11 protein-coding genes and 1 pseudogene are annotated in these 14,135 nt (G+C 61.7%); 5 read left to right on the forward strand and 7 right to left on the reverse strand.

What is annotated here, in order from left to right:
- The first annotated feature begins 56 nt into the window (after positions 1-56).
- Positions 57-509 (forward strand): GDP-mannose mannosyl hydrolase, encoded by a 453-nt coding sequence (locus tag GV035_RS20605; RefSeq protein ID WP_159838115.1) that lies wholly within the window; start codon positions 57-59, stop codon positions 507-509.
- Between the two features lie 63 nt (positions 510-572).
- Here GV035_RS20605 and galU read toward each other — a convergent pair whose 3' ends face one another.
- The gene (galU, locus tag GV035_RS20610) at positions 573-1,520 is read right to left on the reverse strand and encodes a UTP--glucose-1-phosphate uridylyltransferase GalU (protein ID WP_159836806.1); all 948 of its coding nucleotides are present in this window, start codon (positions 1,518-1,520) and stop codon (positions 573-575) included.
- Between the two features lie 281 nt (positions 1,521-1,801).
- Here galU and GV035_RS20615 point away from each other — a divergent pair, with 281 nt between their 5' ends.
- From GV035_RS20615 to GV035_RS20625, 3 genes are all read left to right on the forward strand, one after another.
- The gene (locus GV035_RS20615) at positions 1,802-2,884 is read left to right on the forward strand and encodes a GlxA family transcriptional regulator (RefSeq protein ID WP_159836807.1); all 1,083 of its coding nucleotides are present in this window, start codon (positions 1,802-1,804) and stop codon (positions 2,882-2,884) included.
- Positions 2,885-2,923: 39 nt separating this feature from the next.
- Positions 2,924-3,511, forward strand: coding sequence for a phosphatase PAP2 family protein (locus tag GV035_RS20620; RefSeq protein WP_159836808.1), 588 nt, complete (start codon positions 2,924-2,926; stop codon positions 3,509-3,511).
- 102 nt (positions 3,512-3,613) lie between these two features.
- Positions 3,614-4,570, forward strand: a complete 957-nt coding sequence (locus tag GV035_RS20625) for a LysR family transcriptional regulator (protein WP_159836809.1) — start codon at positions 3,614-3,616, stop codon at positions 4,568-4,570.
- Positions 4,571-4,912: 342 nt separating this feature from the next.
- On the opposite strand, the gene GV035_RS20630 is transcribed toward GV035_RS20625, so the two are convergent.
- The 4 genes from GV035_RS20630 to GV035_RS20645 form a co-directional block, all read right to left on the reverse strand.
- Positions 4,913-6,811, reverse strand: coding sequence for a polysaccharide biosynthesis protein (locus GV035_RS20630; protein WP_159836810.1), 1,899 nt, complete (start codon positions 6,809-6,811; stop codon positions 4,913-4,915).
- Complete coding sequence (locus GV035_RS20635; RefSeq protein ID WP_159836811.1) at positions 6,808-7,857, reverse strand: MraY family glycosyltransferase; 1,050 nt, start codon at positions 7,855-7,857, stop codon at positions 6,808-6,810. The genes GV035_RS20630 and GV035_RS20635 overlap by 4 nt, the downstream gene beginning before the upstream one ends.
- A gap of 125 nt (positions 7,858-7,982) precedes the next feature.
- Positions 7,983-8,933: a UDP-glucose 4-epimerase family protein gene (locus tag GV035_RS20640; protein ID WP_159836812.1), complete on the reverse strand. Its 951-nt coding sequence runs from the start codon at positions 8,931-8,933 to the stop codon at positions 7,983-7,985.
- Positions 8,930-9,778 carry a glycosyltransferase family 2 protein gene (locus tag GV035_RS20645; protein WP_159836813.1) on the reverse strand — a complete coding sequence of 283 codons (849 nt, stop codon included), beginning with the start codon at positions 9,776-9,778 and terminating at the stop codon, positions 8,930-8,932. The genes GV035_RS20640 and GV035_RS20645 overlap by 4 nt, the downstream gene beginning before the upstream one ends.
- A gap of 1,789 nt (positions 9,779-11,567) precedes the next feature.
- Between GV035_RS20645 and GV035_RS20650 the strand changes: the two genes are divergently transcribed.
- Positions 11,568-12,748, forward strand: a protein-coding gene (locus tag GV035_RS20650) for an IS3 family transposase (RefSeq protein WP_159836814.1) whose coding sequence is annotated in 2 segments (ribosomal slippage) — positions 11,568-11,820 and positions 11,820-12,748 — 1,182 coding nt in all. Because the reading frame shifts where the segments join, the coding sequence is not laid out codon by codon here.
- A 64-nt stretch (positions 12,749-12,812) separates the two neighbouring features.
- On the opposite strand, the pseudogene GV035_RS29955 reads toward GV035_RS20650, so the two are convergent.
- A pseudogene (locus tag GV035_RS29955) lies at positions 12,813-13,322 on the reverse strand (DUF2142 domain-containing protein); the annotation flags it as partial.
- Positions 13,319-13,981 carry a DUF2142 domain-containing protein gene (locus GV035_RS29755; RefSeq protein WP_159836816.1) on the reverse strand — a complete coding sequence of 221 codons (663 nt, stop codon included), beginning with the start codon at positions 13,979-13,981 and terminating at the stop codon, positions 13,319-13,321. The pseudogene GV035_RS29955 and the gene GV035_RS29755, both read right to left, overlap by 4 nt.
- Between the last annotated feature and the right edge of the window lie 154 nt (positions 13,982-14,135).

Genomic DNA, 14,135 nt, shown 5'->3' on the forward strand with positions numbered 1-14,135 from the left:
GCGGGGACCGGCAACAACATTCATAACGATTAAAGCAAATGACCAACGCAATGGCGATGTTGAGCGAAGCGGATTTCATGACAGTGGTCCGGCTTGCGCCGCTCGTTTCGATCGATCTGATCGTGACCGACGGCAACCGGCGCATTCTCGTCGGGCAGCGGCGTAACCGGCCGGCGCAGGACACGTGGTTCGTTCCGGGCGGACGGATCGCGAAGGATGAATCGCTCGATGCGGCGTTCAGGCGCATCGTGCATAACGAGTTGGGTGTCGCGAGTGCGGAGCGATCGTCGGCGCGCTTCTATGGCGTGTTCGAGCATCGCTACGACGACAATTTCGCGGGAACGCCGGGGTTTGGCACCCATTACATCGTGCTGGCTTACGCGATGAGTCTGAGCGGTTCGGTGCCGATCGGACGATTCGATCAGCATAGCGGCTACGAGTGGTTACTCGCGGATGAACTGCTGGCGCGCGAGGACGTGCATGAAAATACGAAGGCGTATTTTCGCTAAGCGCGCGGCAACCGCTTGCCGCTTCGAGGCGCGACGAGCGCCTCGAAGCGGACTCAACACAACTTAGGCATCGACCGGAAGCGCGTCTTCCGCATCGCCCGATTCCAGATCGACAGGTTGCTCGATCACCGGAGCCGGCGCCGGCGCGAATTGCGCGCGCAGGTAATCCGCGAAGTCGTCGCGCACTTCGGGATGCCGCAGAGCGAACTCGACGGTGGCCTTCAGATAGCCGAGCTTGCTGCCGCAATCGAACCGCTTGCCGCGATACCGATACGCCAGCACTTGCTCTTGCGAAAGCAGCGTCTCGATTCCATCGGTCAACTGAATTTCACCGCCCGCGCCGGGCTTTTGCGAGCGCAGGAATTCGAAGATGCGCGGCATCAGCACATAGCGGCCGACCACGCCGAAATTCGAAGGCGCGACTTCCGGGTCCGGCTTCTCGACCACGCGCGAGAGCTTGAACAGACCATCGTCCCACGGCTTGCCTTCGATCACGCCGTACGAGCGCGAATCCTTGCGGTCGATCTCTTCGACGCCGATCACCGACGAATGATAGTGATCGAACACGTCGACCATCTGCGCGAGCACGGGCGGCTGGCCGTCGAGCAGGTCGTCGGCGAGCACCACGGCGAACGGCTCGTCGCCGACGAGCTTTTCCGCGCACAGCACCGCGTGGCCCAGACCGAGGGCTTCGGCCTGACGCACGTACATGCAGGTCACGTGACTCGGCAGAATGCCGCGCACGAGTTCGAGCAGCTTTGCCTTGCCGCGCGCTTCGAGTTCGGCTTCGATCTCATACGATTTGTCGAAGTGATCTTCGATTGCGCGCTTGCTGCGCCCCGTCACGAAGATCATCTCCGTGATACCCGCGGCCATGGCCTCTTCGACCGCGTATTGAATCAGTGGCTTGTCCACCACCGGAAGCATTTCCTTCGGGCTCGCCTTGGTCGCGGGAAGGAATCGCGTGCCGAGGCCCGCCACCGGAAATACCGCCTTGCGCACTTTTAGCATCGGCTCACCTGGTTAGATTTGTTGTACGAGGCGGCGCGGCGCCGTGTGAGCGCGCCCGCCTTTTCGTGTGGTCGCAGTCGTCCGATTTCATCAGACGACACGAGTTGCGTCAGCTTATTCCCGCGATATCGAAATCATCTGCCAACACATCGTCATTTTCAGACTCGCGGCGTGGCGACTGTTGGGCGCCGCGTATAGTGCGTCGCATGTGTGCTTACTTTTCCCGCTTTCGACGTTCTTTCGCGAACAAAGGGGATGAAAGGGAAAAAGGGAGAAAGTCGATGGTGTACGCCAATGGTACGGGCGGGCTGCAAGCGGTGCGCTCGCCCGAACGTGAAGCGCCGTCCGCCGACACGGCAAAGCGGATCGGCATTCTGATCTTCGAGGATTTTTCGCTCGTCGAGGTCAGTTCGATTTCCGAGGTCTTTTCGCTCGCGAATCAGGTGCGCCTGCCGTCTGCCGGTGCCGAACGTGGCGGGCCGCACGCATTCGCCGCGCGAACGCCGAACTATTCGCTGCAGTTCGTGTCAAGTGAAGGAGGCAGCGTCGCCAGCAGCTGCTCCATGCGTATCTGGACCGAAAGCATCGAAACGCGCTGGATGAACGAGTGCGACGCGCTTTTCATCGCGGGCGGCGCGGGTGCGCGGCAGGCGCGTCACGACGCGCTCTTGAGGAAGCAGTTGGGCCGCGTCGCGCCGAAGGTTCCGTTCATCAAGGCCATCGGCGAAGGCGCGCATATTCTCGCGGCGGCGAATCTCACGCTGCAGAACCGCTCGCTCGATTTCGGCGAGGAGCCGGGCGCGCAGGCGTTGTCGTCGGCGCTCTCGCCGGCGTTATCGAACGCGCTTTGCATCGCCGAGCAGACGCTCTCGCTCGACGATCCCAAAGGCCCGATCGCCGCGGCGCTTTCGATGGTCAAGCGCGATTACGGCGCGGCCGTCGCGCGTGAAGTGTCGGAACGTTCTATTCCAGGCGCGTGGCAAAAGCTCGCCACGGTGCTCGACGACACCGACAGCGTGGGCGTGCGTCAGAAGATCGACGCCGCCGCGCGCTGGATCCGCGAGAACTACGTCAAGCCGATTTCCATCACGGATGCGGCGCGCGTCGCCGCGATGAGCGAGCGCAATTTCCTGCGGCGCTTCAAGGCGCAGATCGGGCTGACGCCGTCGGAATACTTGTTGCGTGCGCGTCTGGATGCAAGCTGCATGCTGCTCGCCGCGACCGACCTGCCGGTGGACAAGATTGCGCGGCGCTGCGGCGCGGGCAGCGGCGACGGCCTCGCGAAGATCTTCCGCAAGCGGCTGTCGATTTCGCCGACCGAATATCGGCTCGCTGGCCGCAGAAAGCAGGCGGACAGTTCATAACCACATCGTCATATCGACGGATACCTAAAACGGATACGTATGCAAGAAAGGGTACTGTGGATTTTTTCCAATCTCGGGGATGCGGCGCTCTTGCTGCCGCTCGCATTGGTCTGCGCGCTCTGGCTTCGCTCGGTGGACATGCGCCTCGCCGTGCGCTGGGCCGTGCTGCTCGCGCTCGGCATGGGCCTCGTCGGGCTCTCGAAGATTCTGTATGCGGGCTGCGGACTGGAATTGTCGGCGGTGAATTTCCGCATGATCAGCGGACACACCATGCTCGCCGCCTCCATCTACACGGTCGCGGGCGGACTGCTTGCGGGCAGCCTCGGCGGATGGTGGTATCGGCTGGGCGCGGCGGGCGGTCTCGGGCTCGCGGCGCTGATCGGCGCGAGCCGCATCATTCAGGACGCGCATACGCCGAGTGAAGTCGTCGTCGGCTGGCTGCTCGGCGCGGCCATCGCGACGATGCTGCTCGTGCGCGTGTTCGAGCAGCCGCGCAAGATGCCGCGCGCCGTCGTGGCGGGCGTTGGGCTGCTCGCGGTGTCGTCGATTGCTTACGGGCATCACGCGCCGTTTCAGCGGCTGATCGAGCATTACTCGTGGTGGCTGTGCAAGGGGCTCGGCCTCTGACGCGGCGCCCGGCGCGGCCCTTCGTGGCGAGCGGGAAGCGATCCCAAGTATGATCCTCGCTTGATTGCAGGCTCATATTTCCACGTTTTCGGGATCTCGGGCATGGACCGCTTCCTTGCAATGAAAGTGTTCGCGCGCGTCGTCGAGGCGGGCAGTTTTTCGAAGGCCGCCGACGCGCTGCGCCTTCCGCCCGCGAGCGTGTCGAGAACGCTCCAGGCGCTCGAAGCGCACCTCGGCGCGCGCCTGCTCAATCGCACGACGCGCAGCATCAGCATCACCGAAGACGGCGAAGCCTATTACGAGCGATGCGTGCGCGTGCTCGGCGAAGTCGAAGATATGGAGGCTTCCCTCTCGCATTCGAAGCTGAGTCCCAAGGGCAACGTCAAGGTGAGCCTGCCGCAAGTGATGGCGAAGAGCACCATCATCCCCGCGCTGCCGGAGTTCTTCGCGGCTTATCCGGATATCGGCATCGAACTGATGCTCACGGACCGGCAAGTCGATCTGGTCGAAGATGCGGTGGATTGCGTCGTGCGCGTGGGCGCGATTGGCGATGTCGGGCTCGTGGCGAAGCGCATCGGCACTTATACGCAGATCACGTGCGCGTCGCCGGGTTATATCGAGCGATACGGCGAGCCGCGAACGCTCGACGACCTGGAACGCCATCTCGCCGTGGGCTATGTGCTCAACAAATCGGGACGCGTGCGCAACTGGGAGTTCCTCGTGGACGGCGAAACGCGCGCCGTCGCGCTCAAATACAAGATCGCCGTGAATGATGCCGATTCGTATATCGAGTGCGGTCTGTCGGGGCTTGGGCTCATTCAGAGTTCGAGTTATACGCTGGATCCGCATCTGAGAAGCGGCGCACTGCGTCGCGTGCTGACGGAGTATCCGGCGCATCCGCGCGTGGTGTCGGTGCTGTACGCGGCGAACCGGCATCAGCCGCGGCGCGTGCGCGTGTTTATCGATTGGGTCGCGGAGGTGTATGCGCGGTTGCCGGCGTTTCAGGCGGAGCCTTCCGTGGGTGGTTCGTCTTCGGGAGTGGCTGCCGAGCGTGACTAGTGACGGCTCGCTGTTCGTGGAATGCAAGCGCCCGCGAGCGCAGCGATAGGTGTCGGCAGCGAGGTGTCTGATTGCTTAACACGGGCGCGATGCGCAGTGTCCCCGCTGCGACGGCTTGCGTGGCTGCGATAAAGCGGATTGCCTGCCGCGCCGAGTTTGTGCTTGTTGCGGGCAGACGGCGTAGACAAGATACCGATTGCGGGCATGCGCAGCAGACATCGAACCGTGCGATGCCCGCCCTGCGAGAGTCAGAACGCGGGCGCGCAGACCTTCTTCGCGTTCAGCCGAAGCGACGTCGCACCGGGGCGCGGCGTCATGCGCGACTGACGCGGCATGAACGCATCAGCCCGCCGCACCCCGCTCGTTCACGACTTTGGCGACGGTCACGCTTTGCAGCACGGGCGCCATCGTGGTCTGATATTCCGGCACCCAACGACGCAGGTCGCGGCGCACTTCGTCGTCCAACAACACGCGATGCTGCATGAGCCACGGCAGGAGTTCGTCGATGAACCCGTCCGACACGCCCCTCGCCTGCGCGATACGCAGTTTCGGATGTGGCGTGCGCGTGGTGGTTTCGTCGTCCGCAAGCAGTTCTTCGTAGAGCTTTTCGCCCGGACGCAGCCCTGTGAACACGATGCGAATCTGCCCCTCGCTAAAGCCGTAGAGGCGGATCAGATCGCGCGCCAGATCGACGATGCGTACCGGCTGGCCCATGTCGAGAATGAAAATCTCGCCGCCGCGCCCCATACTCGATGCCTGTAAGACGAGCTGCGCGGCTTCGGGGATCGTCATGAAAAAGCGCGTGATTTCCGGATGCGTCACCGTGACGGGGCCGCCCTTCGCAATCTGCTGCTGAAACTTCGGGATCACGCTGCCCGCGCTGCCGAGCACGTTGCCGAAGCGTACGGTCTCGAACTGCGTGCGCGGCGCGGTCTGCTGCAACGCCTGACACGTCATCTCGGCGAGGCGCTTGCTCGCGCCCATCACGTTGGTCGGGTTGACGGCCTTGTCGGTGGAAATCAGCACGAAATGCCGCACGTCATGACGGATCGCCGCGCGCGCGACGCGCAGCGTGCCGAGCACATTGTTGCGCACGGCCTGCCACGCGTTCTGCTCTTCCATGAGCGGCACGTGCTTGTAGGCGGCCGCATGAAACACGATGTGCGGCGTGAAACGCGCCATCGTCTGGTCCAGCAGCAGCGAATCTTTCGCATCTCCGACAACGGGCACCACGGAAAAGTCCGGAAACTTCTCGCGAAGTTCTTCGATCAGGCGATACATCGCGTATTCGCTCAGATCGTAGGCGACCAGTTGCGCCGGCGAGAAGCGCAGGATCTGCCGGCACAGTTCCGAACCGATTGAACCGCCCGCGCCCGTCACCATCACGACGCGCCCGTGCAGCAGTTGCTCGACGTGCGGCATGTCGATTTTCACAGGCTCGCGGCCAAGCAGGTCTTCGAGGTCGATCTGGCGCACGCGCGAGAGGAAACCGCCCTCGCCTTGAGTCAACTGGTTGAGCGCGGGCAGCACCATCACCTTGACGCCCGCGCGCACGCAGAGCGTCGCCACGCGCCGCTGTTCGTCGACGGAGGACGACGGAATCGCAATGATCGCGTAGTCGGTTTTGTACTGCTCCGCGAACTTCGACAGGTCGCTGAACGAGCCGAGCACCCTGTGGCCGAGCACTTCGCGGCCTTGCTTGGCGGGATCGTCGTCGAGCAGGCCGACGAGACGCCATTCCGACGACCGCGCCAGTTCGCGCGCCAGCATGGCGCCGGCCGTGCCCGCGCCGAGCACGATCACCGGCTTGCCTTGCCCGACGAGGCCGCCGTACAGATAGAACTCCTTGCCCGCGCGATACAGCGCCCGCGCGCCGCCCATCGCGAGGAACAGGAACAACGGCGCGACGATCAGCACGGAGCGCGGGATGACCGGCGTGGGCTGGGTCATCACCGCGCCGATCATTACGACGAGCGCGCCCGCCGCGACCGATTTCGAGATGCGCATCAGATCAGGCAGGCTCGCGAATACCCACATGCCGCGATACAGCCCGAAGACGCGGAACATGACGCCGTACACGGGCAGCACCCACGCCAGCGCAACAATCGCGCCGTGCCGGAAGTCGTGCGGCATCGTACCGTTGAAGCGGATCAGATAGGCGGCCAGCCAGGTGCCTGCGACCGCGCAAAGGTCGAACGTGAAGGCGCCTGCGGAGAGCCATGAAGCCTTGAATCGAATCATCCGCGACTACCTCGAGATTGTTCGGATTGAAGCGCCGCGTGGCGCCGCCAGCATGTATCGACTGCGAGTCCCGCGACGACGAAAACGATAGCCCAGGCCGCCACCGCGCCCCACTGCGCGACCGGCGAAAGCGCCAGTGCCCAGTTGGCCAGAACGACGCCCGCGAGCATCAACGCATACCACGCGAGGGCTGTACGGGCGTGGCCGGCGCCGAGCCGCACCATGCGCTGATAGTAGTGCTCGCGATGCGCCTGCCAGAACTTCTGGCCCCGCGCGAGCCGCCGCAGCAGGGTGACGGTTGCATCCGCGATAAACGGCGCGAACACGAGTGCCGGAAACCAGACCGGCCACGTGCCCTTGAGCCAGCCCCAGTAACCCAGAGCCCCTGCGAGAAATCCTAGAGGAATCGACCCTGAATCGCCTAGAAATATTCGTGCCGGATGGAAGTTGAAGACAAGAAATCCGGCCGCCGCGCCTGCGATGGCCGTGCTCACTATCCCCAAATCGATTTGCGGCACCGGGCCGGACAGCGCCGCGACCGCGTAGCCGCCGAAGCCGAAGAGTGCCATGCCGCCCGCGAGCCCGTCCGAACCGTCCATGAAGTTGTAAAGATTGACGAGCCAGACCATCAGGAAACCGACCGCAATCAGCGCCAACCACGGCACGGGAGCCGGGTTCAACGCGATCAGCAACGCAACCGCGACGACATGCGCGCCGAAACGGACGCGCGCAGGCAGGCCGCGACGGTCGTCGATCTGCGACACGGCAGCGAGCGCTGCGGCGAGCAGCGCGGCAAGCCACATCGACGGCGCGAGGAGCAGCATCGCGACGACGGTGATTGGAACGATGCCCCAGCCGCCCACACGCGGCGTAGGACGCGTGTGCAGCGAACGGTCGTTCGGAACGTCAGTCGCAAGCCGCCACGCCAGGCCGGTGCGCAGCAGTGTGAGAAGGATCAACGCGCACGCGAAGAGCGACGCGGCCGCGACCCAAGCGGCTGCTGTCCACGGCGAATGCACGAGGAGAGGAAACAACGAGGCACTCATTTCCCGATTGGCCTTGTGTATGTTTTGTAAGCTAGCGCCGATGATGCCGGTTTCGCGCTGACCCGCGTGTTACTGGCACTTATCGATTGTTACCGGACGTTAATCAGTCACGATCGACCGCTGAATTAGCGTTCTTCTGCCGCACGTTGCTGGAGAAACCACTGTGCGGTGGCGGCGAGACCCGCGTCCAGCGAGTACGGGGGGCGCCAGCCTAGCACACCGCGGATATGCGTCGAATCGACTCGCAAACTGCCCGTCAATCGCTCGACCTGCGCGGACTTGCCCGTGAGCCGCCCCGCCGTTTGCAAAATGCTCACCGGCACGGGTAGAAGGCGCGCGGGCCGCTTCAGATGTTGTCCGAGCCGGCGAGCGAGTTCGGCAACGCCGGGGTCCTCAGCGTCCGTGACGTGAAACATCTGGTTTGCCGCGTGCGGATGGGACGCGCATTCGACGAGCGCGCTCGCGAGGTTATCGACATAGACGAGGCTCCTGCGCGCCGTCACCGCACCGATGGGCAGCGGTACGCCCTTCGCGATGGCCTGCATCAGCGCGAGAAAATTGGCGCGCACCTCTGGACCGTAGACGAGCGGGGGACGCGCGATCACGATTTCCAGTCCCTTACGCGCGCCGAACTCCTGAAGCCTGACTTCGGCTTCCGCCTTCGAGACGCCATAAGCGTCCGGCGGATGGCGCTCGTCGGTCTCCTTGAGCGGCTCGCCGTGGTCGAACTCCGCGAGCGCCTTGATGCTGCTTACGAACACGAAACGCGTCGCGCCGGCGCGACGAGCGGCTTCGGCCGTTGCCAGCGCGCCGTCGACGTTCACCGCGCGAAAGGCGGCGAGCGGATCGGCGGCGGCGTCGCGCATGACGTGCACGCGCGCGGCGAGATGGATCACCGCGTCGCAGCCTTGGAAGACGGCGGGCGTGATGGCATCGAGCGAGGGAACCTGCACGGTATGCGCGCCCGCTTTCTGCCGGACGATACCCACCGGCTCCTTGCCCGCATCGATCAGGGCCCGCGTCACCGCGCGCCCGACGAAGCCGTTGGCTCCTGTGACCGCGATGCGCCCGCTCATAACCACTTCCAGCCGAAGCGGTTGAAGAACTTGTACGCCGACGCGATGAAGAGTTTGATGTGCGTCCAGCCCTTGCCGGCTGCGTCGCCGCCGTGATGCAGCACGCGCACGGACGGCACGTAGGCCACGCGCGCTACGTCGTGCGTGCGCAGGCTCAGGTCGTAGTCCTCGAAATAGAGGAAATAGCGCGGATCAAAACCGCCGAGCTTTTTCAGGACTTCCGTGCGGAACAGCATGAAGCAGCCGCTGACGATGGGCGGGTCCCAAACGATGTCTTTCTCGCCGATTGCGTCCCGCATTTCGTATCTTGATAGTCGCGCTTTGAATGGCTTCCTCAGGCTTCGCGGGAGGAAGCCGCGGATGAAGAGGTCGAAGACCGTGGGATAGCGGCGGCAGAGGAATTGTTGGCTGCCGTCGTCTTCCAGGATGAACGGGGAAAGCAAGCCGACTTCCGGGTGCGCGTCCATAAAGGCGAGCGCGTGAGTGAGTGCGTCGTCGTCCAGTTCGATGTCAGGGTTCAGGATCAGATGGTATCGGCTCGACGTGCGCTCGATGGCCAGATTATGGCCTCGGCCGTAGCCGACGTTGCCTTGTCCTTGGATGATGTTGCTTCGGAGCGCAGCCTCTCCGTAAAGCCCGGCCGCGTCCAACTCATCTTCCGTTCCGTTGTTTATGAGGTATAGCGGTGCAGTCACGCCGAGATCAGCGGGGATCAGTCGATTCAGCGCGTTATCGAGCGTATTCAGCGTGCGTGCGAGAAGCTGCCGATGCGGCCGGTAGACAACGAGCGATACGCTTATCAATTGGGTTGAGCTTGCGCTGGCGTATTGGAAGTTCAACTGCATCCTTAGTGGCCGAATTCTTGACGCGCCATGCCGCTGTCGGACGACGCACCGACATTTTCCCTGAAATGGGCCGCGCGTAGGAAACAATCGAACGGCTAATGCCGACGGGATCGATGCGACGCCTTTGTGGGAGTTCGCGGATCTCATATATATTATAAGCGTGCTCGTCTCGACGCTATTTCCACGTTAGTCGACCTTTGCCCTGCAGATGCTTGGTAGCAGTCAGCGCTGTAGGTCGCGATGCACAAGCGACGATTCGAAACCGCGATGAGGCAGCGGTTCAGTTGGAACTGCGATGGAGTTTGACGCAACAAGTACCTTGCCGTACTCGATGTTTCAACCGCATGTCTTCTTCAATTGTCCGGCGTCAATTGCAGAGCAGAACACTTGGCGAGTCCCCGCAGTTATCTCAGAAGCAAGAACTGACCTCTTCCAGGACTGGCACGATGCCGTAATCTCTAACACGAAGTGAACTCGTGGGGTGACCTTTACGCTTCGATGCAGCATTTACTCGGCAACCGGCTGGCGAACTACTCCGCCACTGGACGTGCCACAGACGTACCGCAATCAACAACGCACACATGCGCCCTTGTTATCAGCGTTTAATGCTCCGGATAGCCGTCGCAGCTTCTCTCTCTGCTCTTCTCGAACAGCGTACAGCGGCAATCTACTGATTCGCCTGCGGAGAGGGGATGAGGGGATGCTGTCTGCCCGACGGCGTGCGGAGGCTGAGTGCTGTCGGACGCACGTGTGTTATAGCTGGCAGCCCCCAACGAAAAGGAAGAGCGACTGAGGATACGTCCACGCGGACGCCCGTCATTGACTCTCCGGTTCGTCGTAGCCGTCAAACATAGCTCATCGTTACCAGCAACAGGGAGAGCGACAGTCCAACGCGGAATACCGCTGAGGGCTGCAGCTAAGAACCGACTCGAGAGTCGATGAAAATGGGTTAGAGCACCACCGATCAGCTTAAAATTCGCCCGGGGACCAATCGAATTTTTCCCAGGTAATATCGCCAGAAGGGAAGCACAACGATGAGTAAACTACGCCGAATCGTGCGAGTCTGACTGCGGGCGACAGATAGGACCCGTCGATCACAAGAAATGCGCGGCGCTACGCCTTTAACGATCGTTATCAGAGACCCACGCCACGTAGGCTTTGATGCCTAACGGCGACCCAATCGCCTACTATGCAGGCAGTCGGGAAATCTGAGACTTCACGTGTAGCCAGATTGACAACTGCCGTTCCAGATACTTGCGAAACTTGTTATCACCATTCCGCGCAAAGGAAGTGAATGTATTGGCTGTCGCATGGCGCCAATGGCCGAATACAATCACTGTGTCGTTTATTTTCAGCGCTTGCAACCATTCTGCTTGACTCGTCCATACCGTGGCGTGCGCCCGTTCTCCTACCGTCGGGTCACGAGAATATGGCTGCGCTGCTGACGGCTTCAGATGCAAAACATACAACGATCGACCATGTCTTGTAGTAGCCTCGATGTTAGACACGGTGCCCGCCAGCGCGACTGGAAAAGAGATCGCAGTCTTACCCAGCCAACGATAGGCTGCGAGAAACCGCGCTTCCTCATAGTAGAAATTATCCCAACTCACTGACATCCCATTGAAAACGAATTGCAAACGGTCTCTCAGACCGGAATCGCGATCACACAAACCTCGTAGTTCGATAACTCGTTTGGCGGCGTTAATGTAGGCCGACAGGTGAGCTTCCCCCGAAATTTCGCCTTCCAGCAGGTCGTGTGTAAACTCGACCCGAAGGAAGGAAAGAATCGATGTTCAAAATACCAAAGCAGGCATACACCGCCGAGTTCAGGACGCTAGCGGTACAGCGAGTGAAGGACGGGCAAAGCGCGCGGGACGTCGCTCGCGAACTGGGGATTTCACACCAGTCGCTGCGTAACTGGGTCAAGGCCGATGAGGCAGGCAAGCTCAATGGCTCGGGGACAAAGGTTGTCACGCCGGAGCAGATGGAGCTGTCGCGCCTGCGGGCTGAGAACAAGCGTCTACAGATGGAACTTGAAATCGCAAAAAAAGCGGCGGCGTTCTTCGCGAAGGACCTCCTGTGAAGTACGCCTGGATTGATTCGCATCGTCGGCACTATCCGCTGTCGGCGCTGTGCGGGGTCCTGTCGGTCAGTCTGAATGGCTATCGGGCATGGAAGCGCGGCGGTACGCCTGGGCGCAGGCGCCTCACTGATGCCCAACTGCTCGCCTTGATTCGGTCTATCCACGCCGAGGTCAAGGGCGCTTATGGCTCGCCACGGATGACCGAAGAGATTCGCGCGCGTGTTTTTCCGGCTAGCAAGGAGCGGGTAGAGCGACTCATGCGCGACAATGGCATCCGGGCCCGTCACAAGCGCCGTTATCGCGTTACGACGGACTCGAAACACAAGCTGCCGGTCGCTGAGAATCTGCTGGCACGCAACTTCACGCCGACAGCGCCGAATCAGGTCTTTACGTCGGATATCACGTACATCTGGACCGATGAGGGATGGCTGTATCTTGCAATCGTGCTGGACCTGTTCAACCGGGAGGTCGTCGGTTGGTCGATTAAGCCGCGCATGACAGCTGACATCGTGACCGACGCGCTGACGATGGCATGGTTCCGACGACGGCCCGAGCCCGGCGCGCTGCATCACTCGGACAGGGGCAGTCAATATGCCAGCGACGACTTCCAGCGCAAGCTGGCGCAATATGGCATGCGCTGCTCGATGAGCCGCAAGGGAAATTGTTGGGACAATGCCCCGACGGAGAGCTTCTTCAACAGCCTGAAGAACGAACGGGTGCATGCTACGCGATACCGCACCCATCAGGAAGCGATGGCGGACCTGTTCGAATACATTGAAGTGTTTTATAACCGCAGTCGTCGTCATTCGTCGCTCGACTTCGTATCACCGGTTCAGTTCCTGCAAGACTGGATGAAGGCTCAGCAGACCAAGGACGCGGCCGCATAACCAGAGGCCTCTGGAAGGCGAAAAACCGAGGGAACCTCAGAGCGCCATCAAGGTCCAGCCAACTGGCGGCTAACGCAATGCAGAGCATTCCGAATGCAACGACGTAATAACCACGGTGAAAGTAGGTGTCCAGCCAACCGAGCGCGCCGACGAAGCTCTGGAAGTAGAACGCTCCGTTGAGCTTCAAGGTCGTGGCGGCGATTGCAAGCACTTTGCCCGGATGCTGAAAAAGGTAGAGCAGTTGCCTCGATACCGAATGAGAAGGCCCGAAGTCGGACCACGCGTGGTATCCGAAGGCAAACACTACCAGGGCCGACAAGGCGACCGTCATCGCCATAAAGATGAGGCGGCGACCCCACTCATACTTACCCGATCGATCGGACATGTTCAGTCCCGGATACAGCAGCATGACAAGCAGACCTGCAAGAGGCGGCCGCGCCGATATACAGATCACAAGCGCCGCTACAACGAGCGCAGCGTACTTGCCGGCGAATGGGCGCTGTTCATAACTCAGTCTGTCCATAGCAGCTATGCTGAGGAAACAAAGAGGCAGCACAGTGACCTCCTGGCTCACGTCATCATCGTGGTCGGCAACAAGCCGGTCGCGAAAATCAGAATAGAAGTGCGGCGCGAAATGGCGACAGCCAGAGCCGTCAATGCGATGCTGAATACGAGCCCCGCCGCACAGGCGAGCGCATATGTGGTGTGGATGCGCATGCCGGCAACGCGCCCCGCGGCGATGGCCAGAACCTGCGGCACGTAGGCGAACGCGGGATAGATCGCGGTATTCGGAAAGCTGACTCTTTCCATGCGCCCGGACCAGACAAGGTCGTCGGTGGCCGTTCGTAGAGCGCTCGTCGCTTTTGCCTCCATGTGAAACGGAATCAACGAATACGCGTTCGCAAAAGCAATCGCCGAAGCGTCAACGTCCCCGCCTGACGTGTCGTCGTATCTCTGGCCGAGCCAATGACCGTCTGCGATCTGCGCGGAGCGAAAGAAATGCGCGAGCGCATCAGGCGTCTGAAACGGTGGAGTAGCCAGCAGAAGAAAGAGTCCGGATGCCAGCGAATAGACCAGCAATAGCGCGCAAAGCTTCACCGGAAGTGGTAGGCGCGATCTGGCGAAACGTTGAAGCGGATTCCGTCGGCATGAGAGTTGTGTTTGATTGAGATTCGGGATCCGCAGCGGCTTCTCGTCCGCGGATGCCGGCCGAGGTAGGCCGGTGGCCGGCATTCAAGCGCGCCACTGGCCCTCGTCGGCGGTCCCTGTCGAGCGTAACGCAGTCCGTGGCCGAGCCGTAGCCAGCCGCGGGCGGAGGAACTCGTCGTCGAGCGACCGACCACAACGACTACAATACGCACGCCGGCGCCACCATCGTTCGCCAGCC

This window comes from Burkholderia sp. 8Y (assembly GCF_902506145.1).
Taxonomy (GTDB): domain Bacteria; phylum Pseudomonadota; class Gammaproteobacteria; order Burkholderiales; family Burkholderiaceae; genus Caballeronia.

Excerpts from the sequence above, each read along its gene's own strand:
- galU (WP_159836806.1), bottom strand. The coding sequence starts at position 1,520 with ATGCTAAAAGTGCGCAAGGCGGTATTTCCGGTGGCGGGCCTCGGCACG.
- GV035_RS20625 (WP_159836809.1), top strand. The coding sequence starts at position 3,614 with ATGGACCGCTTCCTTGCAATGAAAGTGTTCGCGCGCGTCGTCGAGGCG.
- GV035_RS20630 (WP_159836810.1), bottom strand. The coding sequence starts at position 6,811 with ATGATTCGATTCAAGGCTTCATGGCTCTCCGCAGGCGCCTTCACGTTC.
- GV035_RS20605 (WP_159838115.1), top strand. The coding sequence starts at position 57 with ATGTTGAGCGAAGCGGATTTCATGACAGTGGTCCGGCTTGCGCCGCTC.
- GV035_RS29755 (WP_159836816.1), bottom strand. The coding sequence starts at position 13,981 with ATGCCGGCCACCGGCCTACCTCGGCCGGCATCCGCGGACGAGAAGCCG.
- GV035_RS20640 (WP_159836812.1), bottom strand. The coding sequence starts at position 8,933 with ATGAGCGGGCGCATCGCGGTCACAGGAGCCAACGGCTTCGTCGGGCGC.
- GV035_RS20620 (WP_159836808.1), top strand. The coding sequence starts at position 2,924 with ATGCAAGAAAGGGTACTGTGGATTTTTTCCAATCTCGGGGATGCGGCG.
- GV035_RS20615 (WP_159836807.1), top strand. The coding sequence starts at position 1,802 with ATGGTGTACGCCAATGGTACGGGCGGGCTGCAAGCGGTGCGCTCGCCC.
- GV035_RS20645 (WP_159836813.1), bottom strand. The coding sequence starts at position 9,778 with ATGCAGTTGAACTTCCAATACGCCAGCGCAAGCTCAACCCAATTGATA.
- GV035_RS20635 (WP_159836811.1), bottom strand. The coding sequence starts at position 7,857 with ATGAGTGCCTCGTTGTTTCCTCTCCTCGTGCATTCGCCGTGGACAGCA.